A 23,488-nucleotide genomic window follows, 5' to 3' on the forward strand; every position below is an offset into this window, starting at 1 on the left:
CGTACCCCGGCCCCGCGTGCCGCGGCCCCGCACGGCCCGGTGCCGCACGCCCCGTCCTCGCACGCCTCCGCCTCGCGCGGCCCGGCCCCGGACCGCGTGGGTGCGGCCTCCGCGCTGGTCGAGGCGACCGACCACGAGGAGTGGGTGGACGGGATGCGTGAGCGTGCTGCGGCGGGCCCGGACTCCTGGGAGCCCGTCCCGGTGCCGCTTCCCACCTACGTCACCGCTCCGGTGGCCCCCCGGGTCACCCGGGGGCTGGACCTCTCCGCGCCCGGTACCTGGACCGCAGGCCGCCCGGTGGAGTCCCGCACCACTCCTCTCTTCGACCAGTACGCCGCGGAGCCGCCGCTCGGCTCCGAGGACTACGCCGGCCGCCCTCGCGCGGCCAACGAGTGATCCCCGCGGCGCACCTCCGTTGGGTGCGCCGCGCCTCCCACCAGGCCCGCCTCGCGAGCGGTGGTCACGACCCCCCTCCGAAAGGTGCTAGAGTTTCTTCTCGTTGGGGCTGTGGCGCAGTCCGGTAGCGCACCTCGTTCGCATCGAGGGGGTCAGGGGTTCGAATCCCCTCAGCTCCACCCAACAGGGTCCCGCCCGATCATCACGATCGGGCGGGACTTCTGCGTTGTGCGGGCGATTCGCCCGCGGTGGGGCGTGCCAGGGGTGGCCCCGGGCCAACGGTGGCCCGGTGTGAGCCGGTTCACACGGCCGTGAGCTCCGGGGGTCGGGCCCCGGGCGGGCGCGGTGGCCGGGGTGGTGCCCGGTGCGGTGCCGACCGGCCGTCAGCCGGATTTCCCCCCAACGCCGCAGGGGTCTTTCGAGGGCGAGGGCCGGGGCCTGGTGGCGACCGGCGCGAGCGCGGGCGGACGACGTCCGCCGGTGAGTGGTCAAGGGTGACCTCCTTCGTCGGGTCGAGGCCGCTCCGTACGGCCCCGGTGACGGTGCGGACGGCGGCGCGGACCGGGCGCCGCCGGGGCGTTCCGGCCCGTGGCCAGGTCGAACCCGCTCTGACGTTCCCTCTATTCCGGCCTTCGGGAACGGTTCACACGTTCGAGTGGCTTCGGGGCGGAAGGCTGGATCCGGTCGGTCGGGGCGGGGCAGAGTGGCCGCCGGAGCGCCCGACGGGCGCTCGGCCGGGTGGCCCGGCGGACGCGGGAGGGCGGCCGGGGGAGCCGGGCGGGGACGACATCGAGGGACGGGAACGGGGGTGCGGGCCATGGACGACCCGCCTGATCGGTCGTGGGACGGGCCCACGGCGTGAGCCGGTGCTGCGGGCGCTGTCGGCGCGCGGAGCGGAGCGGTGGTCAGCCGTTCGGATCCTTGACAACTACAACGGTGCAGAGCGCGTGGTGGACGCAGTAGTGGGTGACGGTGCCCAGGGCCGCCCCCTGCGGGGCGCCGAGACCCCGGCTGCCGAGGACGAGGGCCGCGGCACCCTCGGCGGCGGCGACCAGGGTGGGGCCGGGCGGGCCGGCCTTGAGGTGGCGCAGGACGGCCCTGGGGGCGGCGGGTGAGGGCGGGGGAGCGGGTGGGTCCGCCGGGGGCCGGGCGGGGCCGAGGGCGGCGGCCAGGGCCTCGTCGAGGATGCGGGCGGCGGAGCGCTCGCCCTCGAAGCCGTCCAGGGCGGGCAGGACCAGGCCGTGCTCGCCGTACAAGCAGGGGAAATCCCAGACGGTGACCGCCTCCAGCGGGCCGCCCGAGGCGGCGGCGAGCTTGGCGGCCCAGCGGACGGCCGCGTGGGACAGCGGGGAGCCGTCCACGCCCACCACGATCCTGCCGTCCGGGGGCTGGCCCATGATCCGAGCGTAGGTCCTGCCCCACGGGACGGCGAGGCCGTGGGAGTTGCGGCGGGCCGGTGGCGAGGCACCGAGGGCCGTACGGGCGAGTGGGGACGTCGGGGCGGCGATAGAGGGGCGGGGGCGTCGCGTCGTGGGGACGTCCGGGCGGGGGCGTGGCGAGGTCGAACGGCGGAAACGCGCCCGGGGGCCGACCGGATCCGCTCCGGTCGGCCCCCGGGAGGGGTTGCGGCGGGGCCTACTGCTGGCCCGAGCCCGCGTACGGACCGGACTGCGGGGCACCGGCCTGCGGCGGGACGCTGCCGTAGCGCGCCGGACGGCGTCCGCGCGGGTGGCGGGTCAGGGTGTAGCCCGCGACACCGGCGAGGGCGGCCAGGGCGCCGCCCGCCAGGGTCCAGAACCAGCGGCTGTTCCAGCCGGAGAACCAGCCCGTGTACCAGTGCTCCTCGGGCTCCTCGGGGGTCGCGGCCTTGACGCCGGCGGCGGCACCGGCGTTGACCGGCGGGACCAGCGGGGCCTTGAGCGAGCCGCCCTCGGGCTGGGCGTTGTCCGCGTCGCCCTTGGCGCGCACCTGGAGCTGGACGGAGGCGGCGAGGCCGAGGTCCTGCTGGGGGGCGTCGGTCAGGGAGAGCCGGACGTAGTAGGTGCCCGGCAGGGGGTCCCCGGACCACGGTTCGGCCCAGGAGCGGACCTCGCGCAGCGTGCAGCTGAGCGCGACCGTGCCGGCGCCCTGGTCGGCGGTGGCGTTCTGGGTGCCGCCGGTGCAGGACTGGCGGCGCCGGAGGCCGTCGAAGACCTCGACGCTCCAGGTCTGCGGGCCGTGCCGGTCGGCCGCGGGGGCCAGGGCGACGGTCAGCCCGACCGAGGGGGTCTGGCCCTCCGACGCGCCGAACGACCAGTACAGGTAGTCACCGGTGGAGGCGGCGACCTTGGCGTCCTGGCCGGGGGCCAGGGTGGTGGCGGTGAGGAACGACGTCCCGGCCTTGGTCACCGGGGCGGGCGCCCCGCTGGAGCCGGGCGACGGGGAGGGCGAGGCGGCCGAGGCCGAGGGGGCCGCGAGCGTGAGCAGCAGGGCCAGGGCCAGCGGGACGACGGCGAGCGGTGCCAGCAGCCGCCGCACGGCCTTGCGTGGCCCCTGCGTCGGGGTCGTCGGGTTCGAAGCGGTCAGTCGCATGATCAGTTCTCCCGCCAGACAGCGATCCGCCAGCGCGCGATCCAGCCGAACACCAGACCGGTCACCAGGCCGGCGAGGGTGAGCACGAGCAGCAGGATCCAGCCGCGGCCGAGGCCCATCGCCGGACCGTCCGGGGCGGGGGAGGCTGCGGTCAGGTCGACCGTCAGCTCCAGCGGCAGGCCCGGCTCGGCCTGCACGCCCGGCTGCGGGGCGAGCGAGTTGCTGACGACCAGGCAGACGGTGGTCTCCGCCTTGCCGCTCGGCGAGGCCGACGGCTTGGCCGAGGAGTCGTCGTCATCGTCGCCGGTCGACCAGCGCAGGCCGGTGGAGACGACGTCGGTGCGCCCGCTGCCGGCGTCCGTGCCGCGGACCAGTTCCTGGCCGCCGGTGCTGGTCGCCTGCAGCAGCACGCCGTAGTCGCGGGCGACGGCGCGGTCCACGGAGACGCTCACCGAGGCGCGCAGCTCCTGCCCGGCCTTCACCGGCACCCGGTAGACCCGGTGCTCGGAGAACTTCTCCCGGTCGCTGTAGACACCGGGGGTGAGCACCGGGGCGCTCTCGCACTTGTCGGTGCCCGAGGTCTTGGTGGGCGTGACGGTGTAGGTGTCCCTGGACCGGTCGACCAGCTGCTTCACCTTCTCGGTGAGCTGCTCCTGCGTGCGCACGTCGGTGTAGGTGCCACCGGTGGCGTTGGCGATGCAGAGCAGTTGCTGGCGGGTCTTGTCGTCGTGGGCCAGGCCGAGGGTGTCGATCACCAGGTGGATGCCCTGGGAGGCGAGCTCGCGGGCCACGTCGCAGGGGTCCGGCGGGGCGCAGGAGTCCTCGCCGTCGGTGATCAGCACCACCCGGCGGGTGGTCTCACCCTTGCCGAGGTCCTGGGCGGCGCCGCGCAGCGCGAGGCCGATCGGCGTCCAACCGGTGGGGCGCAGGGTCGCCACGGCGGTCTTGGCCTCGACCTTGTTGGTCCGGCCGACCGGGAAGAGCTGACGGGTGTCCTGGCAGCCCTGCACCTTGTCGTCGCCGTGGTAGTTGGCGCCGAGGGTGCGGATGCCGAACTCGGTCTCGGTGGGCAGTGCGTCGATCACCTCGTTCAGCGACTGCTGGGCCACCGCCATCCGGCTCTTGCCCTGGATGTCGGTGGCCTGCATGGAGCCGCTGACGTCCAGCACGAGGTCCACACGGGGGGCTTCCTTGCCGGCGGCGGCGCCGGCTGATGGTTCGTCGGCATGGGCGGGCAGGCCGCTGAGCAGCGCGCCCCCTGTTATCGCCAGGGCGGCCAGCAGGCTGCCGAGCCTGGCCTTCGGTCGTCGTCCGGTAGTCACCCGGCGAATCCTAGGGATCATCAGTTCGCCATGGCCAACGAGGGGCGGTGCACGGCTGTGGTCGATCCGGGCGCGAACTACTGGGCGCCGGTGGGTGATCGGGCGCCGGGCGCGCGACTTCACGCCGCTCCTACCGGCCCGCACTACGCTTCCGTCCCGGAGCTTCGGGTCCGGAGGGCCGGTAGGGCGCCGGGCCATCCGACGCGGTGCCGCCCGCCGTCGGTCCGCCAGCGGGGGGCGGTACGGGGTTCCCGGGTGGGTCGGGGTCGGACGGGGAGGTCGGATGAGGCTGGCCGGGGTCGGGAAGCGCTACGGACGCGGCACGCGCTGGATCCTGCACGAGGTGGATCTGACGGTCGGGTCGGGCGAGCTGGTGCGGATCGAGGGGGCCAACGGGAGTGGCAAGTCGACGCTGCTGAAGCTGGTGGCGGGGATCGAACGGCCGACGGTCGGCCGGGTGCACCGGCCGCCGCGGACGGCGTACGTGCCGGAACGCTTCCCGCCGGCGCTGCCGTTCGACGCACGCTCCTACCTGCTGCGGGTGGGCCGGGTGCACGGCCTGCCGGAGGGGGAGGCGCGGCGCCGGGCGGACGACTGGCTGGACCGCTTCGGCATCGCCGACCGGGCCGGTACGCCGCTGAGCCGGCTCTCCAAGGGCACCTGCCAGAAGGTCGCCGTCGCCCAGGCACTGCTCGCCGAGGCGGACGTGCTGCTGCTGGACGAGGCCTGGACCGGGCTCGACGGGGTCGCCCGTACGGCGCTGGACGAGGCGGCGGCCGAGCGGGCCGGGGCGGGCGGCGCGGTGCTGTTCGTCGACCACGACCCGTACCGCCTGGCCGGTCTGGTCACCGGTGCGTACGCGGTGGGGGCGGACGGCGGGCTCCGGCCCGGCGAGCCGTCCGCCACGGGAGGCGGCACCGAGGGTCCGGCCGGTCCGGTGATGGAGATCGAGGTGGACGTGCCGGGAGGGGAGCTGCCGGACCGGCTGCCCGGTGCGCCGGCCCGCACCGCGCTGGCGGGGACGGCGGTACGGCTGGAGGTGGCGGCCGCGCACTCGGACGCCCTACTGCGACGGCTGCTCGCCGGCCGGCCACCGGCCCGGGTGCTCTCCGTGGGACGACGGCCGGACCCACCCGTGGTTGTCGCCCCGGCCACGGCGGCCATGGCCACGACGACGGCCACCACCATCGGTGCGGCCACGGCTACGACCATCGGTGCGGCCGTGGACGACCGGTCCGGGGAGGGGGCCCGATGAGGCAGTTGGGGGCGCTGACCCGCTACCACCTGGAGCTGCTGCTGCGTTCCCACAGCTGGCTGCCGCCGTTCCTGGTGTACGCGCTACTGCTGGCGATCGGGGTGTCCGGTGGGAACCCCCTGCTCGGAGACCTTGGGTTCGGCTCCGCGCTCCTGCTGCCGGTGGCGGCCTGGTACGTGCGGTGCGCGGTGACGGTGGAACCGGCGGCCTCGCGGGCCTGCCTGGTCGCGGCGGCCGGCGCCTTCCGGGTGCAACTGGCGGCGCTGCTGGCCGCGATGACGGCGGGCCTGGTGCTCGCCGTCGGCGGGACGCTGACGCTCTGGGTGATGAGCGGGGAGGTCGCCAACCACAAGGTGCCCCAGCCGCCGGTCGGTGACGCGCTGCTGGAGGGGCTGCTGGCCTCGGTGGTCTGCGTGCTGCTGGGCGTGCTGGTCGGGGCGGTGTGCAACCGTCCGGTCCTGCTCCGCGCGCAGTACGGGATCCCGTTGGCGCTGGCGCTGTCGACGATGGTGCTGGTGACCTCCGCCTCGCCGGCGAACCGGGCGGTTCGCCGGCTGATCACCGGTTCGCGGACCGGCCTGGTGGCCTACCCATGGGTGGACCTGCTGCTCACCGTGGTCCTGCTGGCCCTGGGGGCGGCGGGGGCCTCGGCGCTCGCGGGACGGCGGTCCGAGTAGCCCACCCGACCGGGCGGCGCGCCGCTCTTCCCGCGCCGCCCGCCCGCGCGCCTCGACTTTCCCGCGTGCCCGGGTCCGGGCCGGCCGGTGCGAGGACCGGCCGGCCCGGACCCGGGAGGAGTTCGCGGGGCGGACACCCCGGGTCCGGACACCCGGGGCGGACACCCCGGAAACCGAACCCGTTACAGACCGGGGATCTGCCGGGCGGCGAAGGCCTGGCGCACCGAGGCCGCGGCCTGGTCGCCGTACATGGCCTGCGCGGTGGCGACGGTGGTCCGGGCGGCGTCGCTGAAGCCGGTGTCGGGCTTGAACGAGAACTGCGCGTTGATGATGATCCGGTCGGCGGTGCGGGCACCGAGCGCCTTGCGGATGTCGTACAGCGCGTTGGACCAGATCTCGCCGTCCGCGTGCACCTCGCCGACCTTGTCGCCGTACACCTTGCCGGTGTCCAGGCGGCGCAGGCAGTGCGGGGTGGTGCTGGAGTAGCCGGTGGAGTCCCAGTCGGCGACGCAGGCCTCGGGGGTGTTGCGGGGCCAGCCGTAGCGGGCGTCGGCTGCGGCACCGACGGAGAGCGCCAGGTAGTCGCCGAAGGCCTCGCCGATGGCCCCGGCCTCCGGGGAGGAGCCGAACCCGGGCACCTGCGCCTGGTGCACCGCGTGGCCGTACTCGTGGACGATCACCTCGGCGTCCTCGGCGTCGTCCACGCCGCCCTTGCCGAAGCGGATCTCGTCCTTCTTGTCGGTGAAGAAGGAGTTGTCCGAGCCCCACTGGTTGAGGCGGACCTGCTGGGGCCGGTCGTTGGCGCCGCGCAGCTCGCTGCCGAAGCCGAGGCCCTGCAGGTACTCCTGGGCCTCGTTGACCCAGAAGTACGCCATGACCTGCTCGAACTGGTCGGCGTTGCGGGTGTAGCGGAAGTCACCGGTGGTGGAGCGGGCGGGGGTACCGGTCTCCGAGCGGACGACCGCCCAACGGCCGGTCAGCGAGCCGCTGCCGTCCAGGTTGCGCAGGGCGACCGTCGCGTAGGCCGAGGACGGGACGGCGGAGTCGGCGTCCTTGGAGTCGGTCAGGTCCTGGTCGCCGGTGGACTGCACCGGGTTGACCATGAAGACCCGGCCGGTGGCCGTGGTGGCGGTGGGGCCGCCAGGTGCGGCGACGGCGGTGGGGGCGGTGGCGCCGACGGTCGCGGCCAGGGCCGCGGTGGCGGCGACGGCGAGGACGGTGCGGCGGGAGCCACGGGCGGGACGGGGCAAAGCTCCTCCTGTGAGGGCAGGGAAGACGGGCAGCGGTCCGGTCGGGACCTGCCGTTGCTCGACGGGGGATCTTGCCGCACGCCGGATGCGGTTGACCAGGGGTCGTCAAGTATCAATCTCCCCAAGAAAGGAGGGGTCGGGGACGAAAGGGACGGAATGACGGGGTGGCAGGAGGTGGGCAGGGTGCGGCGGCGACGGCCGGGCCGGCTCCGGCGGGCGCCGCCAAAATAGGACACACCGGGTGCAAAAGCAATAAATATGGATAGCTCTCGTTAGGGTGACGAACTGGGGCAAGGGTTTCGCCGCGCCGGCGGGCCCGGGCCCGCCGGCCCGTCCCTCGGCAGCGGGGGGAGCCGGCACGGCACGTCCGACGAGTTGGAAGGACCCGCACGTGAGCAACCTGTTCGCGATCGCCTACCCGGATCTGGCCACCGCTCAGGCGGTGCGCAACGAGGCGATCGGACTGCAGAAGCAGCGGCTGATCGAACTGGAGGACGCCGTCGTCGTCGAGCGCCGCGAGGACGGGAAGATCAAGCTGCACCAGCAGGTCAACACCACGGGCGCGGGCGCGGCCTCGGGCGCGCTGTGGGGTGGTGTCATCGGCCTGCTGTTCTTCATGCCCTTCCTCGGCGCGGCCGTCGGCGGCGCCGCAGGTGCCGCCGTCGGGGCCTCCACCGACATCGGCGTGGACGACAACTTCATGCGGGAGGTCGGGCAGCACCTCCAGCCGGGCGGCGCGGCCGTGTTCCTGCTGGTCCGCAGGGCCACCGCCGACAAGGTCGTTCCGGCGCTGGCCCGCTACGGCGGCCGGATCATCCAGACCTCGCTGTCCGCCGAGGCGGAGGCGGAGCTGAAGGCCACCGTCGAGGCGGCCAGGACGCATGCCCAGGCCGCGCCCCAGGCCCAGACCCCGAACGGGACCCCTTCCCAGCCCCAGAGCCCGCCCCCGAACGCGACCTCGAACGGGACCCCGACCCCGGCTCCGGCGCCGAGCGAGACCCGGTCCGCCTGACCCGGTCCGCCAGGCCCACCGAGCCATTCGACAGCCGCTCACGCGGGGCGGACGGGCCGGCGCCCGTCCGCCCCGTGCCGTCCGGGCAGCACCGCCGGACACCGGAGCGAGCGCACTCCCCACCCCCAAGGTCACAGCCGACAGGACGGACGGTCCGTGGCGACACCCTCCGCCGAGACGAGGCCCCCCGGGCGGCCGCGCCGGACGGTGCCCACCCGTCGGAACACCGAGCTGGCGCTGGTGCTGGCCGCGGTGCTGATCGCCGTCCTCGGCTACGTCGAGGTGGGCGTCAACATCGACGGCACGGTGCCCGCCGACGCCGCCGAGTACGGCTCGGCACTGGGAGCGCTCGCACTGGTGGCGCACGTGGTGGTCCGCTGGAAGGCGCCGTACGCGGACCCCCTGCTGCTGCCGATCGCCGTGCTGCTGAACGGCATCGGGCTGGTCGTCATCTACCGCCTGGACCGGGCCACCTCCGGCGCCACCTCGGCGGGCGGCGGGGCGGCGCCGACGCAGCTGCTCTGGTCGACCCTCGGGGTGGGCCTGTTCATCGCGGTGGTGGTGCTGCTGCGCGATCACAGGCGACTGCAGCGCTACGCGTACCTCGGGGCGCTGGTGGCGCTGGTGCTGCTCGTCCTGCCGGTCCTCTTCCCGCCGGTGTACGGCTCGCGGATCTGGATCAAGATCGGCCCGCTCTCCTTCCAGCCGGGGGAGTTCGCCAAGATCCTTCTGGCGATCTTCTTCGCGGCCTACCTGGCGGTCCACCGGGACGCGCTCGCGCTGACCGGCCGCCGGGTGCTCCGGTTCCGGCTTCCGCGCGGCCGGGTGCTCGGGCCGGTGCTGCTGATCTGGGCGGCCTTCGTCGGCGTCCTGGTGCTGGAGACCGACCTCGGCACCTCGCTGCTGTTCTTCGGCCTGTTCGTGATCATGCTGTACGTGGCCACGGCCCGGAGCGGCTGGATCGCGATCGGACTGTTCCTGGCGGCGATCGCGGCCGTGGCGGTCGGCCGGTTCTCGCCGCACGTGCACAGACGGGTGAACGACTGGCTGGATCCGCTCGGTTCGATCGCGGCGGGCCGGGGGGCCAACCAGATCGCCCAGTCCCTGTTCGCCTTCGCCTGGGGCGGGGAGCTGGGGGCGGGGCTGGGCAACGGGCACTCCGCGCTGATCGGCTTCGCGGCCAAGTCCGACTTCATCCTGGCCACCATCGGGGAGGAGCTGGGGCTGACCGGGCTGATCACGGTGTTCCTGTTGTACGCGCTGCTGGTCTCCCGGGGGTTCCGGACCGGGCTGGCCCTGCGGGACCCCTTCGGCCGACTGCTGGCGATCGGGCTGGCGGCGATCGTCGGGCTCCAGGTGTTCGTGGTGGCGGGAGGCGTGCTGGACCTCATTCCGCTCACCGGGATGACGCTCCCCTTCGTGGCCCAGGGCGGCTCCTCGGTGGTCACCAACTGGATCATCGTGGCCCTGCTGGTCCGGATGAGTGACCTCGCCCGCCGCCCCGGCCCGCTGCCCCACCGGCCCGGCCCCACGCCCGGACCGCCCCACCCGCGCACGGGCGCGGCCCGCCAGGAGGCCCGGGGGAGCGCCTCCCGGTGGCGTGGCGAGGCGCGACGGAGCGGCGAGGCGCGACGGAGCGGCGAGTCCCGGCGGAGCGGCGAGGCACGGCTGAGAGGGGAGGCCCGGTGAAGCGGCGAGGCACGGCTGAGAGGCGAGCGGCAGGAGACCCGGTGGCCCGGCGAGGCACGGCTGAGCGGCGAGGGTCGTGGAGCCCGATCACCCAGGAGACGCGATGAGGCGCCGCACCCCACCGGCCCCCGGTGGCCGGGCGTCCGGCAACGGCCCGCAGGGTCTGCCCGGCATCTCCGTCACCGGGCGCCGGGCCGGCACCTTCTGTCTGCTCCTGATCGTCGTGCTGTGCGCGCAGGCCACCCGGGTGCAGGTGTTCCAGGCCAAGGGGCTGAACCAGAACCCGGCCAACCAGCGGATGACCATCGAGCGCTACGCGCAGCCGCGCGGCGCCATCCGGGTGGGCGCCGACACGGTCACCGGTTCGGTGCCGACCGGCGGCCGCTACGACTACCGGCGCACCTACACCGACGGGCCGCTGTACGCCGCGGTCACCGGCTTCTCCTCGCAGACGTACGGCAACACCCAGATCGAGGGGACCGAGGACGGGGTGCTCTCCGGGACGGATCCGCGGCTGGCGACCGTGGCGGTGTGGGACGCCGTGGCCCGGCGGCGCAACCCCGGCGGCGACGTCCGCACCACCATCGACCGGGCCGCCCAGCAGGCGGCCGTGAAGGGGCTGGGCAACCAGAAGGGGGCGGTGGTCGCGATCGAACCGGCCACCGGCCGGATCCTGGCGCTGGCCAGCACGCCCTCGTACGACCCGGGGTCCTTCGCGGGTGCCTCCTCCGCGGACCAGGCGGCGTGGAACCGGCTGCAGACCGACCCCGACCAGCCGATGCTCAACCGCGCGCTGCGCCAGACGTACCCGCCCGGCTCGACGTTCAAGGTGGTCACCGCGGCCGCCGCGCTGGCGAGCGGGGTGGTCACCGACATCGACGCCCCCACCGACGCCCCGTACCCGTACGTGCTGCCGGGCACCACCACGGCGCTGGTCAACGACTCCACGGCCTGCAACAGGCCGGGCCTCCCGCTGGACACCGCGATGGTGCACAGCTGCAACTCGGTGCTCGGCTACCTCGGGGTGCAGGTCGGGCTGGAGCGGATGGTGGCGATGGCCGAGGGCTTCGGCTTCAACGACCCCGGGCTGGACGTCCCGGTCCGGGCGGCGCGCTCCAACTTCGACACGGAGATGAACCCCTCGCAGCTCGCGCTCTCCTCCATCGGCCAGTACGACACGGCGGCCACGCCGCTGGTGATGGCGATGGTCGCGGCGGGCGTCGCCAACAACGGCACGGTGATGCGTCCACAGCTTGTGGACAGTCTGACCAGGAGCGACGGCGTCACGGTGCGGCGGACGGAGCCCGAGGTGTACCGGGAGGCGATGAGCCCCGCGGTGGCCGGGCAGGTGCAGCGGCTGATGACGGACGTGGTGGAGAACGGCACCGGCCGCAACGCCCGGATCGACGGTGCGGTGGTCGGCGGCAAGACCGGGACGGCCGAGCACGGGGTGGACAACGCGGGCACGCCGTACGCGTGGTTCATCTCCTGGGCCAGGCCGGCCGGCTCGGGCGGGGTGCCCCCGGTGGCGGTGGCCGTGGTGGTCGCGGACAGCGGCGCCGCGACCGTCACCGGCGGGGGCCTGGCCGCCCCGATCGCCCGCTCGGTGATGCAGGCGGTCCTCGGCGGCTGACCCTCGGGCCGTGCCCGGACCCGGAGGCCGGCCCGGCGCACCCCCGCTGACCTGCCACTTAGCTGTTGATCATGGTATCCGCCGCGTGCGAAGTGTCCGGTTCGTCCGCGCTTTTACGACAATTCGTACAATGCGGGGCCGTGGACTGTTCGTTTGCGACACTGGTGCATTCGCGGGGTACTGTCCCATCTTTGTTCGGTTGGTCCTTGATGACACCCAGTGAGGCATCGGGTGACCGGCCGCTAGGACACCCTCCTCCGCCTAGAAGGATCCCGTTTTGGCCAGCAACACCCTCGGCGAGCGTCTGCTGCGACGTAAGCCCGTAGCCACCCTGATAGCCGAGAGCGAGGGCAAGGACGCCCTCCCGGCCGGCGCGCCCGAAGAGGGCGGACGCTCCGGCATCCACCTGCGGCGTTCGATCGGCCTCTGGCAGCTCTCGGCGATCGGCATCGGCGCCACCATCGGCACCGGCATCTTCTTCGTGCTCTCCAGCGCGGTGCCCGGCGCCGGCCCGGCCGTGATCATCTCCTTCGTGATCGCCGCGGTCACCGCCGGTCTCACCGCGCTCTGCTACGCCGAGATGGCCTCCGCGATCCCGGTCTCCGGTTCCTCCTACTCGTACGCCTACGCCACGCTCGGCGAGGGCGTCGCGTTCGGCGTCGGCATCTGCCTGCTGATGGAGTACGGCGTCTCGGCCTCCGCGATCGCGGTCTCCTGGGCCGAGTACCTGAACAAGTTCCTCGACCTGGCCGTCGGCCACCAGATCCCGGCCGCGCTCTCCAGCGCGCCCGGCAACGGCGACGGCGGCGTGTTCAACCTGCCCGCCGTGCTGCTGGTCGCCATGGTCTGCTTCCTGCTGGTGCGCGGCGTCAGCGAGTCGGTCAAGGTCAACGCGATCATGGTCGCGATCAAGATCGCCATCCTGGTGCTCTTCGTCTGCGTCGGCCTGACCGGTTTCCGCTCGGGCAACCTGACCCCGTTCATGCCGCTCGGCTTCGCCGGCGTGCAGGTCGCGGCCTCGACGATCTTCTTCTCGTTCATCGGCCTGGACGCCGTGTCCACCGCCGGTGAGGAGGTCAAGAACCCGCGCCGCACCCTTCCGATGGCGATCATCATCTCGCTGATCGTGGTCACCCTGATCTACATCCTGGTGGCCCTCACCGCCCTCGGCGCCCAGCCCTGGGAGAAGTTCGACGGCCAGGAGGCCGGCCTCGCCCAGATCCTCCAGGACGTCACCGGCCAGGGCTGGCCCGCGATGCTCTTCGCGGTCGGCGCGATCATCTCGATCTTCAGCATCACCCTCGTGGTGATCTACGGCCAGACCCGCATCCTGTACTCGATGGGCCGCGACGGCCTGCTGCCCAAGCGCTTCGCCCAGGTCTCGCCGCGCACCGGCACCCCGGTCTGGAACACCCTGGTCGTCGGCGTCGGCGTCGGCGCGCTGGCCGCCTTCGTGCCGCTGCGGGTGCTCGCGGACATCACCAGCCTCGGCACCCTGGTCGCCTTCGCCGTGGTCAGCATCGGTGTCATGGTGCTCCGCCGGACCCAGCCCGACCTGCCGCGCGGCTTCAAGGTCCCGGGCTACCCGGTCGTCCCGCTGCTCAGCATCGGTTTCTGCGCCTTCCTGATCAAGGACCTGCACGCCGACACCTTCCGGGCCGGTGCGATCGCCCTGGTCGTGGGTCTGGCCGTGTACTTCGGCTACGGCATGAAGAACTCCAAGCTGAACCGCCAGGAGCCGGCCGCCGGGGCCGAGGCGCCCGCCCCGGCCGACACCAAGGTCGGCTGAGCACCGGCAGCACCCCTGCCGGACTCCGGCGGCACGCCGGCAGCCCCCCCCCGCGCAGCCCCCTGCAGCACCCCAGCGGCACCCCGCAGGACCCCCGGCGGGATCCCCCTCGGATCCCGCCCCACGGGCCGCCGGCCGATCTCCCGGCCGGCGGCCCGTGGCGTCCGGCGGACACTCCCTTTCCCGACATGGGCGACAGGGCGCGGCCCCCACCCATAACCTTCCACCATGGTGAGCACCCGCACGCCCGGCCAGTCCCGCCCGCGCGGCCGCTTCACCGGTCGGAGCGGAACGCCGGCCCAACCCTCCGCGGCCGGACCGCCGGCCCGGCAGGGACGCCTGCGCCGCGGACTGGCCCCCCGGCCGCTCCCCCGCCAGCGTGGCGACGGGGGCACGGGCGATCCGCCCGATCGGCTGAATCCCGCCCGGCTCGCCGGACTCCCCGGCGTCCAGTTCCTCGGCTGCCTGATCGCGGCCGGCTGGGCGTTCGCCTTCCCGCTGATCTCCGACCTCGGCAACCAGCGGCTCTGGGGCAGCGTCGCCGCCCCCTCCTACCTCCTCGCCGGGGTGCTCTGCCTGGTCCTGCCGCGTCCCTTCGCCGCCCGGGCGGCCGCGGGCGCCGCACTGGTCGGCGCGGTCCTGGTCCCGCTGGCGATCCTGGCCCTGGAAGGGCGCTACCAGTCCGAGGTGATGGTGGTCGAACGCTCCGCCCACCTGCTGCTCAGCACCGGCAGTCCGTACCTGGAGGACCCGGTCGTGGTCGGCGACTACAACCCGTACCTGCCCGCGATGACGCTGTTCGGCATGCCGCGCGCCGTGGTCGGGGACGACAACGCGATGGTCCAGATGGTCGGGGACGCCCGGATCTGGTTCGCGCTGGCCTTCCTGGGCTGTCTGCTGGCCAGCTGGCGGCTGCTGCGCCCGAACCGCGACCGGGCCCCGCTGCTGCCGCTGGCCGTCCTCACCGCCTCGCCGCTGATCGCGCTGGCCCTGGTGGTCGGCGGGGTGGACCTGCCGCTGATCGGCGTGCTCTGCCTGGCGATGGCACTGGCCGAACGGGACCGCACCCTCGGCGCCGGGCTGGTGCTGGCCCTCGCCTGCACCCTCAAGTGGACGGCCTGGCCGGCGCTGCCGGTGGCCGTCCTGCTGCTGTGGCGGCTGTACGGGCGGAGGCCGGCCGCCCGGGCCGGGCTGACCGCGCTGGGCGCGGGCCTGGCGGTGATGCTGCCGGCCGCGCTGGCCCGGGCGGACGCCCTGCGCGAGCAGGTGGTGCGCTTCCCGCTCGGCCTCACCGCGATCCAGACGCCGGCGGGCAGCCCGCTGCCCGGCAAGGTGCTGGCCGGGTTCGGCCCGACCGGGCACACCGTCTCGCTGGCGCTGATGACCGTCGGCGGGCTGGGGGTGGCGATCTGGCTGCTGGCCCGTCCGCCGGTCTCGGCGATCGCCGCGGCCGACCTGCTGGCGGCGGGGCTGACGATCGCCTTCATGCTGGCCCCGGCGGGGCGCTTCGGCTATCTGGCGCTGCCCGCGGTGCTGGTGATCTGGCCGCGGCTGGCGGCCCGGCGGTGGAGCGCCGGTCCGCCGGCCACGACGAGCTGCCTGCTGGCCCGCCCCGCCCCCCTCCTGCCCCGGCGCTGAGGCCGGGCCGGCGAGGGCGGGGCGGGGGCTGGACCGGAGGGGAAACCGGGGCCGGGCCGGGCCCGGCCGGATCCGTCAGCGGCCGGCCATCAGGACCGAGGCGACCGCGGGACCGGCGGCGTCGGCACCGTGACCGCCGCCCTCGACCTCGGCGGCGACCGCCAGGTTGCCCCGGTAGGCGGTGAACCAGCTGTTGGTGGTGGTGATCCCGGTGGCCTCGGCGGAGCCGGTCTTGGCGCCGACGTCCCCGCTGACGCCGCTCATCGCGCCCTTGGCGGTGCCGTCCTTGGCGGTGGCGGCCATCATCGAGCGCACCCCGGCCGCGACCTCGGGCGACAGCGCGCGCGGCGCCTTCTGCTGGGGCAGGCCCGGGACGAGGATCGGCTGCTTGAACTCGCCGGACTTGACGGTGGCGGTGATCGAGGCGATGGCCAGCGGGTTCATCTGGACCTTGCCCTGGCCGATCATCTGCATCGCCCACTCGTCCTTGTTGGAGCCCGGGTCCGGCACCACGCCGTCGGCGTTCTGCAGACCGGTCTTCCACTCCAGGCCGATGCCGAAGACCTCCTTGGCGGTGGTGCCCAGGGTGGCCGGCTTGAGGCTGGTGCGGCCCTGCTCGATGAAGGCGGTGTTGCAGGACATCATGAAGTCCTGCTTGAGGGTGTTGGTGGGGAAGGCGCCCGGGAACGAGTTCGGGATGGCGACCGCGTTGGTGCTCTTCTCCGGGCAGGGGACGACGGTGTCGGGGGTGACCCCGGCCTCCAGCAGCGCGGTGGCGGACACGATCTTCATCGTGGAGCCGGGCGGCTGCTTGCCGTCGAAGGCGCGGTTGAACTCACCGGCCGAGTTGGCGAAGGCCAGCACGTGCCCGGTGCTCGGCTCGATGGCCACGATCGAGCCCGGCTTGCCCTTGAGGTCGGCGATCGCCTTGTCGGCCGCCGCCTGGAGCGCGCCGTCGATGGTGAGCTTCAGCGGCTTGGCGGGCTTGGGCTCGACGACCTTGTAGATGGTCTCGGTGGAGTTCGGGCCGGTGATGACCACGCCGGTGCCCGCGTCGCTCTGGTCCGCGTTCGGGTCGTCCTTGGCGAGCGCGGCGGCGGTCGCCTGCAGGCGGGTCAGCCGGGCGGCGGTGAAGGTGGGGGACTGGATCGCCTTGCCGTTGCGGTCCGTCACGCTGCTCGGCTGGGAGAAGATCTTCTCGGTGGAGATCGTCTCGCCCTGGCCGAGCTTGGGGTGGATCACCGTCGGGTCCCAGCGGACGGCGACCGTGTTGTCGCTCATCTTCAGCACGCTGAGGAAGCCGTTGTAGTCCCAGGTCTTGTTGGTGCCCTCGAACTCGGCCTTCGCCTTGAAGCCCATCAGCAGCCCGGACGGCCCCGGGGTCGCGGCCGGCGAGGACGGCGCGCCGGAGGCTCCCGGGGTGGCGGCCGGGGTCGCGGCCTTGGTCGGGGCCGGCGTCCCGGTGGCGCTGGCGAAGGCGGTCGGCTCGGCGGGGCCGCCCGCGGTCAGCGCCAGCGAGGTCGGCTTGACCTTGTCCCGGAAGGCGCCCAGCGCGGTCGTCGCGGCGCCCGGGTTGTCGGTGAGCCCGGCCGCCTTGGAGATGTCCCCGGCCGCCCAGGCGTCCAGGAAGGCCTTGGCCCCGGCCGCGGCCTGCTCCGGCGTCGGCGGCTCGGCCAGCACCGTGCGGGGCTTCGGCCCGTCGGCCTTCGCGTCGTCCGAACCGCCGACGAGGCTGTACGCACCGTAACCACCGCCCGCCAGCAGAGCGACGGACACGCCCGAGATGATGCCGATCTTCGCGCCTCTGCGCATGGTGCTGTTCCCCCAAGGGTCGGACGGCTGGCGGGCGGCCGGCGGGGGCCGGATACCCGTTCGGTCCTCAGGGTAGGCAGAGCCGCACCGTACGCTCACGAAACGAACGGTTCTTGTGACGGATCTGGTACGTGTCGCGTACCCGGGCGGCACGGACGGGATCCCGCCGGGTCACCCGGATGTGCCCGGAGGGGCGCCGGTGACGGGGCGTGACGGCGGCCGGATCCGGCCGCCGTCAGATCCAGCTGTTGAACCACATCCGCTGGCGCCAGTCGTCCATCGGGATCGTCTGGCCGGTGTAGAGCGGGTGGAAGAACAGGAAGTTCCACATGATCAGCAGGACCAGCAGGCCGGCCACCGTGCCGCCGACGACCCGGCGGTCCCGGGTGGCCCCGGCCGGTCCGATCACCGCGCCGATCAGCATGGTCACCGCCAGCACCAGGAACGGGACGAAGGCGACCGCGTAGAACAGGAAGATCGTCCGGTGCTGGTAGGCGAACCAGGGCAGGTAGCCCGCCGCCAGGCCGCACAGCAGCGCGCCGGCCCGCCAGTCGCGCCGCGCCGCCCAGCGGTACAGGCAGTAGACCAGCGCCACCACGCCCGCCCACCAGAGCAGGGGCGTGCCGATGCCGAGCACCTCACGGGCGCACTCGTTGGCGGTGCAGCCGTTCTGGCCCAACTTCGGGGACTCGTAGAAGAAGGAGACCGGCCGCCCGACCACCAGCCAGCTCCACGGGTTGGACTGGTAGGTGTGCGGGCTGGTCAGGCTGGTGTGGAAGTCGTAGACCGTCGAGTGGTAGTGCCACAGCGCCCGCAGGCCCTCCGGCAGCCAGGTCGCGCCGTCCCGGCCGACCGCCCAGTCGCGGCCCCAGCCGCCCTGCCCGGGCACGTTGCTGCTGGCGAACCAGCCCCACCACGAGGTGATGTAGACGACCAGCGAGGTCACCACGATCGAGCAGAAGGCCGGCACCGCGTCCCGCACCAGCGTCCACAGGTACGGCCGGCCGGCCCCGGCGAGCCGGCGGGCGCCCACGTCCCACAGCACGGTCATGATGCCGAAGGCCGCCGCCACGTACATCCCGCTCCACTTGGTGGCGCAGGTCAGGCCGACGCAGACGCCGGCGGCGATCCGGTACGGGCGCCAGCCGAGGTTGAGCCGCTGGGCCAGTCCGGGGTTCTCCACCGGGCCGATCCGGGCGGCGATCCGGGCCCTGGTGCGGTCGCGGTCCAGCAGCAGGAACCCGAACGCGGCCAGGATCCAGAACATCACCACGAGGTCCAGCAGGGCCGCCCGGCTGAGCACGAAGTGCAGTCCGTCCACCGCGAGCAGCAGGCCGGCCACGCAGCCCAGCAGGGTCGAGCGGAACAGCCGGCGGGCGATCCGGGCCACCATCAGGATCGACAGGGTGCCCAGCAGCGCGACCATGGAGCGCCAGCCGAACGGGTTCATCCCGAAGACCTGCTCGCCCAGGCCGATGATCCACTTGCCGACCGGCGGGTGCACCACGTAGGCGGCGTCGGAGCGGTACGGGACGGCCTCGCCGGGCGTCATGATCAGCTGGTTGGCGTTCTCCGACCAGTTGGTCTCGTAGCCGCCGTGCCAGAGCGCGTACGCGTCCTTGGCGTAGTAGGTCTCGTCGAAGATGATCGCGTCCGGCTCGCCGAGCCCGCCGAAGCGCAGCAGCCCGCCGAACAGCGCCACCGCCAGCGGCCCCAGCCAGCCGGCCCAGCGGCAGAGCCAGGACCACAGGGGCTGCGGCAGCATGATGCCGGCCCGGGCCAGCAGCGGCGGGTACGGCACCCGCTCCGGGGTCACCCCGGGGCCGTCCGGCATCGGCGGCACCAGGCGTTCGGCCAGCGGGGCCGGCGGCGCGGCCGCGTAGCCGTGCCGGGCCAGGCGGCGCAGCCAGTCGGTGCGGGCGGGGCGCGGCCCCTCCTGCGGTGACCCGTCCTGTGGCGGCCGTTCCCCGCGCGGTGCCGGGACGGCGGGGGACGGCTGGTCCGTCCGGCCCAGCACGTCGACGCCACCCGGTGGGGTGTGGTCTGTACCAGTGGGCGTCTGCGCCGCCGTGTCGCCGTTCATCCGCCACATCGTAGGGGCGGCGGCCGGGCGGGGTACGGCTCCCTCCGAAGCTGCCCGGTTCGTCACCAAAAGCGCGGCGGCCCGGCCGCCGGGGCGGGTGCGGGCCGGCGCCTGGGAGGATGGGGGCGTGACAGGAGTTCTGGTACTGGCAGGCACCCCCATCGGCGACGTCTCGGACGCCCCGCCCCGGCTGCTCACCGAGCTGGCCGCCGCGGACGTCATCGCGGCCGAGGACACCCGGCGGCTGCGCCGGCTCACCCAGGCGCTCGGGGTGACCCCGGCCGGACGCGTGGTCTCCTACTTCGAGGGCAACGAGGTCGGCCGCACCCCCGAACTGGTCGAGGCGTTGCTCGGCGGCGCCCGGGTGCTGCTGGTGACCGACGCCGGGATGCCCTCCGTCTCCGACCCCGGCTACCGGCTGGTGGCCGCCGCGGTCGCCGCCGACGTCAAGGTGACCGCGGTGCCCGGCCCGTCCGCGGTGCTCACCGCGCTCGCGCTGTCCGGGCTGCCGGTGGACCGCTTCACCTTCGAGGGGTTCCTGCCGCGCAAGGCCGGCGACCGCTCCCGCCAGCTCGCCACCGTCGCCGCCGAGCCGCGCACGATGGTCTTCTTCGAGGCCCCGCACCGGATCGCCGAGGCGCTGGCCGCGATGGCCGAGGCGTTCGGCGCCGACCGGCCCGCCGCCGTCTGCCGCGAGCTGACCAAGACCTACGAGGAGGTGAAGCGCGGTCCGATCGGCGAGCTGGCCGCCTGGGCCGCCGAGGGCGTCAAGGGCGAGATCACCGTGGTCGTCGCCGGCGCCCCGCCGGCCGCCCCCGAGGAGCTCACGCCCGGGGAACTGGCCCGCCTGGTCGCCGTCCGGGAGGAGGCCGGCGAGCGTCGCAAGGAGGCCATCGCGGCGGTCGCGGCCGAGCTGTCGCTGCCCAAGCGGGAGGTCTTCGACGCGGTGGTCGCGGCCAAGAACGCCGCGGCCGCGCCGGGGAAGCCGGGGGCCGGCGACAGGTAGTGCCGCGACGGCGAGGGGCGCGTACCTTGGAGAGAAGGCCCCGGTAAACCCCGGTGGAGCTGAAGTTCGGGTCGCCCTTCGGCAAAGGCCGCCCCGCCTTCGGTATCGGGATGGCCAACAGGCGTCCAAGCTTCCACAAGGCGGGCATCGGCCGGGGTGCTCCGGGCATTCCCCGGTGAGAGAAAGTCCCGAGCCGGGCGAGGGCCCGGCGGGCGCTGGGAGACGCTATGAGCGAGACGATCGGCAGCCCCCTCGGTGGCAGCGCGCTGAGCGACCCCGGGTTCCCCGGCCGGACGCACACTCCCGTCGAGACCGTTCGGGAGGCCTACTCCTTCGCGTGCCTGAGCTGCGGGTACGGATGGGAGCAGGCGTACGACATCGAGCACCACCGGGCCAAGGACGGCCACGTGGTGTTCGAGTACCACGCCAACGGAGTCCGGGTGCCGTCGCCGCTGCTGAAGCCGACCTGCCCCGGCTGCGGGGGACACACCGTGAGAATCATGCGGGCGGGGCGGGTCAGCATGACCGACCAGCTCTGGCAGCACGCCCCCGGCTACTCGGCGCACGCCGAGCCGGAGGCGGTACCCGCGGGGGCCGAGCCGGTCGGGCCGCCCGGACGCTGGGCCCGGTTCTGGTCGCGGCTGTTCGGCTGACGGTACGGCCGGGCGGGCCGCCGCGGTCCGCCCGGCCGCACGGCCACCGCGACGGGCCCGCGTGAGCGCGGGCCCGTGTCCGCCCCCGACCGGCGGCCCTCCCGGTCGCCGGTCGAGGGCGGACGTCGTACGCGACTAAGCTTGCCGACCATGGCGGCCACTGCAGACCACAGCACCACGGGGGACACGTCCTCCGCGTTCTACGTTTCCACCCCGATCTACTACGTCAACGATCGCCCCCACCTGGGCCACGCGTACACCACCGTGGCGGGCGACGTGCTGACCCGCTGGCATCGCCAGCGCGGCGAGAAGGTCTGGTACCTGACCGGCACGGACGAGCACGGGCAGAAGATCCTGCGCACCGCCGAGGCCAACGGCGTCAGCCCGCAGGAGTGGTGCGACAAGCTGGTCGAGGAGGCCTGGAAGCCGCTCTGGGAGCACCTGGAGATCGCCAACGACGACTTCATCCGCACCACCCAGCGGCGCCACACCGACCGGGTGCAGGAGTTCGTCCAGGACCTGTACGACAAGGGCGAGATCTACAAGGGCGGCTACTCCGGCCCGTACTGCGTCGGCTGCGAGGAGTACAAGCTCCCGGCCGAGCTGCTGGACGGCGCCACCGCGGACGAGAAGCTCTGCCCGGTGCACAAGCGGCCGGTCGAGTGGCTGGAGGAGGAGAACTACTTCTTCCGGCTCTCCGCGTACGGCCCGAAGCTGCTGGAGTTCTACGCCGCGAACCCAGGCTTCATCGCCCCCGAGTCCGCCCGCAACGAGGTGCTGCGCTTCGTCGAGCAGGGCCTGCAGGACCTCTCCATCTCCCGCTCCACCTTCAACTGGGGCGTGCCGCTGCCCTGGGACGAGAAGCACGTCCTGTACGTGTGGGTGGACGCGCTGCAGAACTACATCACCGCGGCCGGCTACGGCAGCGACCCGGAGCGCTTCGCCAAGCTGTGGCCCGCCTCGGTGCACCTGGTCGGCAAGGACATCCTGCGCTTCCACGCGGTGATCTGGCCGGCCATGCTGATGGCCGCCGGGCTGCCTCTGCCCAAGCGGGTCGTCGCCAACGGCTGGCTGATGGTCGGCGGCGAGAAGATGTCCAAGTCCAACCTGACCGGCATCGCGCCCACCGACCTGACCTCGCACTTCGGCGTGGACGCCTACCGCTACTACTTCCTGCGGGCGATCCCGTTCGGCACCGACGGCTCGTTCTCCTGGGAGGACTTCACCGCCCGGTACACCTCCGAGCTGGCCAACGACTTCGGCAACCTGGCCTCCCGGGTGGCGGCCATGGTCGGCAAGTACTTCGACGGCGCGCTGCCCGCCGCCCCGGCCCACGGCCCGGCCGAGCAGGCCGTCGCGGACGGGCTGACCGCGGCCGTCGCCACCGCCGACCGCAAGATCGGCGAGGAGCTGGACTTCGCGGGCGGCCTCGCGGCGGTCTTCGAGTTCGTCAAGCAGGTCAACGGCTACCTCACCGAGCAGGAGCCGTGGAAGGTCGCCAAGGACGACTCCGAGGAGGGCCGGGCGCGCCTGGCCACCATCCTCTACACCGCCGCCGAGGCGCTGCGGGCCACCGCCGTGCTGCTCAACCCGGTCATGCCGGCCACCGCCGAGAAGCTGTGGCTCTCGCTCGGCGCCGAGCCGGGCCTGGGCGCGCTCTCCGCGCAGACCGTCGCCACCGTGGCGGACTGGGGCCGGCTGCCCGTCGGTTCCACCGTCACCAAGGGCGAGATCCTGTTCCCCCGTCTGGAAGAGAAGCCGGCCTCCTGATGCCGAAGAAGGACGACGACCGGTCGACCCCGCCGCCGCTGCCCGCTCCGCTGGCCGTGGCGGTGGCCGACTCGCACACCCACCTGGACATGCAGTCCGCCGCCCCCGCGGAGGGCCTGGCCCGCGCCGCCTCGGTCGGGGTGACCGCGGTCGTCCAGGTGGGCTGCGACGTGCCCGGCTCGCGCTGGGCCGCCGAACTGGCGGCCGAGTTCGAGCAGGTGCACGCGGCCGTCGCCCTGCACCCCAACGAGGCGCCGCGGATCTTCCTCGGCGACCCCGACAACTGGTCCGGCCAGCGCCGCGGGCCGGGCGGGCAGGCCGCGCTGGACGCGGCGCTCGCCGAGATCGACGCGCTGGCGGCGCTGCCGCAGGTGCGCGCGGTCGGCGAGACCGGCCTGGACTACTTCCGGACCGGTCCGGAGGGCGTGGAGGTCCAGAAGGAGTCCTTCCGCCGCCACATCGAGATCGCCAAGCGGCACGGCAAGGCCCTGGTCATCCACGACCGGGACGCCCACGAGGACGTCATCGCCGTCCTGCTGGCCGAGGGCGCCCCGGAGCGGACCGTCTTCCACTGCTACTCCGGCGACGCGGAGATGGCCAAGGTCTGCGCCGAGCACGGCTGGTACCTCTCCTTCGCCGGGCCGGTCACCTTCAAGGCCAACCAGCCGCTGCGCGACGCCCTGGCGGTCACCCCCCTCGACCGGATCCTGGTCGAGACCGACGCCCCCTTCCTCACCCCGCACCCGTACCGCGGCCGCCCCAACGCCCCGTACCTGATCCCGGTGACCGTCCGCTCGATGGCCGACACCCTGGGCCTGCACGAGGACGAGCTGGCGACGGCCATCGCCGCCAACACGGCCCGCGCCTTCGACTACTGATCCGGGACTCCTCCCGCCGGTCCGGGACCGGTCCGGATCCGGCACCGATCCGGC

General features: G+C 73.9%; 17 protein-coding genes, 1 tRNA gene and 1 pseudogene. 13 read left to right on the top strand and 6 right to left on the bottom strand.

Annotated features, from left to right (window positions below; genetic code table 11):
• Positions 1-396, top strand: a pseudogene (locus ACWEQL_RS23410) (hypothetical protein); the annotation flags it as partial.
• A gap of 105 nt (positions 397-501) precedes the next feature.
• Positions 502-575, top strand: a tRNA-Ala gene (locus ACWEQL_RS23415).
• A 726-nt stretch (positions 576-1,301) separates the two neighbouring features.
• Here ACWEQL_RS23415 and ACWEQL_RS23420 read toward each other — a convergent pair.
• From ACWEQL_RS23420 to ACWEQL_RS23430, 3 genes are all read right to left on the bottom strand, one after another.
• A complete protein-coding gene (locus ACWEQL_RS23420; RefSeq protein ID WP_452152244.1) occupies positions 1,302-1,793 on the bottom strand; it encodes a universal stress protein in 492 nt (163 codons plus the stop codon).
• Between the two features lie 238 nt (positions 1,794-2,031).
• Positions 2,032-2,967 carry a peptidase gene (locus tag ACWEQL_RS23425; RefSeq protein WP_452152245.1) on the bottom strand — a complete coding sequence of 312 codons (936 nt, stop codon included), beginning with the start codon at positions 2,965-2,967 and terminating at the stop codon, positions 2,032-2,034.
• A gap of 2 nt (positions 2,968-2,969) precedes the next feature.
• Positions 2,970-4,310: a VWA domain-containing protein gene (locus ACWEQL_RS23430; RefSeq protein WP_452152246.1), complete on the bottom strand. Its 1,341-nt coding sequence runs from the start codon at positions 4,308-4,310 to the stop codon at positions 2,970-2,972.
• Between the two features lie 262 nt (positions 4,311-4,572).
• Between ACWEQL_RS23430 and ACWEQL_RS23435 the strand changes: the two genes are divergently transcribed.
• Positions 4,573-5,544, top strand: coding sequence for an ATP-binding cassette domain-containing protein (locus ACWEQL_RS23435; protein WP_452152247.1), 972 nt, complete (start codon positions 4,573-4,575; stop codon positions 5,542-5,544).
• On the top strand, positions 5,541-6,221 hold the full coding sequence (locus ACWEQL_RS23440; RefSeq protein WP_452152248.1) for an ABC transporter: 681 nt from the start codon (positions 5,541-5,543) through the stop codon (positions 6,219-6,221). Before ACWEQL_RS23435 ends, ACWEQL_RS23440 begins: the two co-directional genes overlap by 4 nt.
• A 182-nt stretch (positions 6,222-6,403) precedes the next feature.
• On the opposite strand, the gene ACWEQL_RS23445 is transcribed toward ACWEQL_RS23440, so the two are convergent.
• Positions 6,404-7,471: a M4 family metallopeptidase gene (locus ACWEQL_RS23445; protein WP_452152249.1), complete on the bottom strand. Its 1,068-nt coding sequence runs from the start codon at positions 7,469-7,471 to the stop codon at positions 6,404-6,406.
• Positions 7,472-7,862: 391 nt separating this feature from the next.
• Between ACWEQL_RS23445 and ACWEQL_RS23450 the strand changes: the two genes are divergently transcribed.
• From ACWEQL_RS23450 to ACWEQL_RS23470, 5 genes are all read left to right on the top strand, one after another.
• On the top strand, positions 7,863-8,483 hold the full coding sequence (locus tag ACWEQL_RS23450; RefSeq protein ID WP_452152250.1) for a DUF1269 domain-containing protein: 621 nt from the start codon (positions 7,863-7,865) through the stop codon (positions 8,481-8,483).
• A 156-nt stretch (positions 8,484-8,639) separates the two neighbouring features.
• Entirely contained in the window at positions 8,640-10,172 is a 1,533-nt protein-coding gene (locus ACWEQL_RS23455; RefSeq protein WP_452152251.1) for an FtsW/RodA/SpoVE family cell cycle protein, read from the top strand.
• A 103-nt stretch (positions 10,173-10,275) separates the two neighbouring features.
• Complete coding sequence (locus ACWEQL_RS23460; RefSeq protein WP_452152252.1) at positions 10,276-11,805, top strand: penicillin-binding transpeptidase domain-containing protein; 1,530 nt, start codon at positions 10,276-10,278, stop codon at positions 11,803-11,805.
• Positions 11,806-12,082: 277 nt separating this feature from the next.
• On the top strand, positions 12,083-13,594 hold the full coding sequence (locus tag ACWEQL_RS23465) for an amino acid permease (RefSeq protein WP_452152253.1): 1,512 nt from the start codon (positions 12,083-12,085) through the stop codon (positions 13,592-13,594).
• A 228-nt stretch (positions 13,595-13,822) separates the two neighbouring features.
• On the top strand, positions 13,823-15,232 hold the full coding sequence (locus ACWEQL_RS23470) for a glycosyltransferase 87 family protein (RefSeq protein ID WP_452152254.1): 1,410 nt from the start codon (positions 13,823-13,825) through the stop codon (positions 15,230-15,232).
• A 75-nt stretch (positions 15,233-15,307) separates the two neighbouring features.
• On the opposite strand, the gene ACWEQL_RS23475 is transcribed toward ACWEQL_RS23470, so the two are convergent.
• Positions 15,308-17,044 carry a penicillin-binding transpeptidase domain-containing protein gene (locus ACWEQL_RS23475; protein ID WP_452152255.1) on the bottom strand — a complete coding sequence of 579 codons (1,737 nt, stop codon included), beginning with the start codon at positions 17,042-17,044 and terminating at the stop codon, positions 15,308-15,310.
• Positions 17,045-17,279: 235 nt separating this feature from the next.
• Entirely contained in the window at positions 17,280-19,127 is a 1,848-nt protein-coding gene (locus tag ACWEQL_RS23480; RefSeq protein WP_452152256.1) for a dolichyl-phosphate-mannose--protein mannosyltransferase, read from the bottom strand.
• A 127-nt stretch (positions 19,128-19,254) separates the two neighbouring features.
• On the opposite strand from ACWEQL_RS23480, the gene rsmI reads away from it, so the two are divergent.
• The 4 genes from rsmI to ACWEQL_RS23500 all read left to right on the top strand — a co-directional run bounded on the left by rsmI (position 19,255) and on the right by ACWEQL_RS23500 (position 23,434).
• Positions 19,255-20,133 carry a 16S rRNA (cytidine(1402)-2'-O)-methyltransferase gene (gene rsmI / locus ACWEQL_RS23485; RefSeq protein WP_452152257.1) on the top strand — a complete coding sequence of 293 codons (879 nt, stop codon included), beginning with the start codon at positions 19,255-19,257 and terminating at the stop codon, positions 20,131-20,133.
• A gap of 227 nt (positions 20,134-20,360) precedes the next feature.
• On the top strand, positions 20,361-20,786 hold the full coding sequence (locus tag ACWEQL_RS23490) for a hypothetical protein (RefSeq protein WP_452152258.1): 426 nt from the start codon (positions 20,361-20,363) through the stop codon (positions 20,784-20,786).
• A 150-nt stretch (positions 20,787-20,936) separates the two neighbouring features.
• Positions 20,937-22,556 (top strand): methionine--tRNA ligase, encoded by a 1,620-nt coding sequence (metG, locus tag ACWEQL_RS23495; protein ID WP_452152259.1) that lies wholly within the window; start codon positions 20,937-20,939, stop codon positions 22,554-22,556.
• On the top strand, positions 22,556-23,434 hold the full coding sequence (locus tag ACWEQL_RS23500) for a TatD family hydrolase (protein ID WP_452152260.1): 879 nt from the start codon (positions 22,556-22,558) through the stop codon (positions 23,432-23,434). Before metG ends, ACWEQL_RS23500 begins: the two co-directional genes overlap by 1 nt.
• The last annotated feature ends 54 nt before the right edge of the window (positions 23,435-23,488 follow it).

The organism is Kitasatospora sp. NPDC004240, from assembly GCF_053603215.1.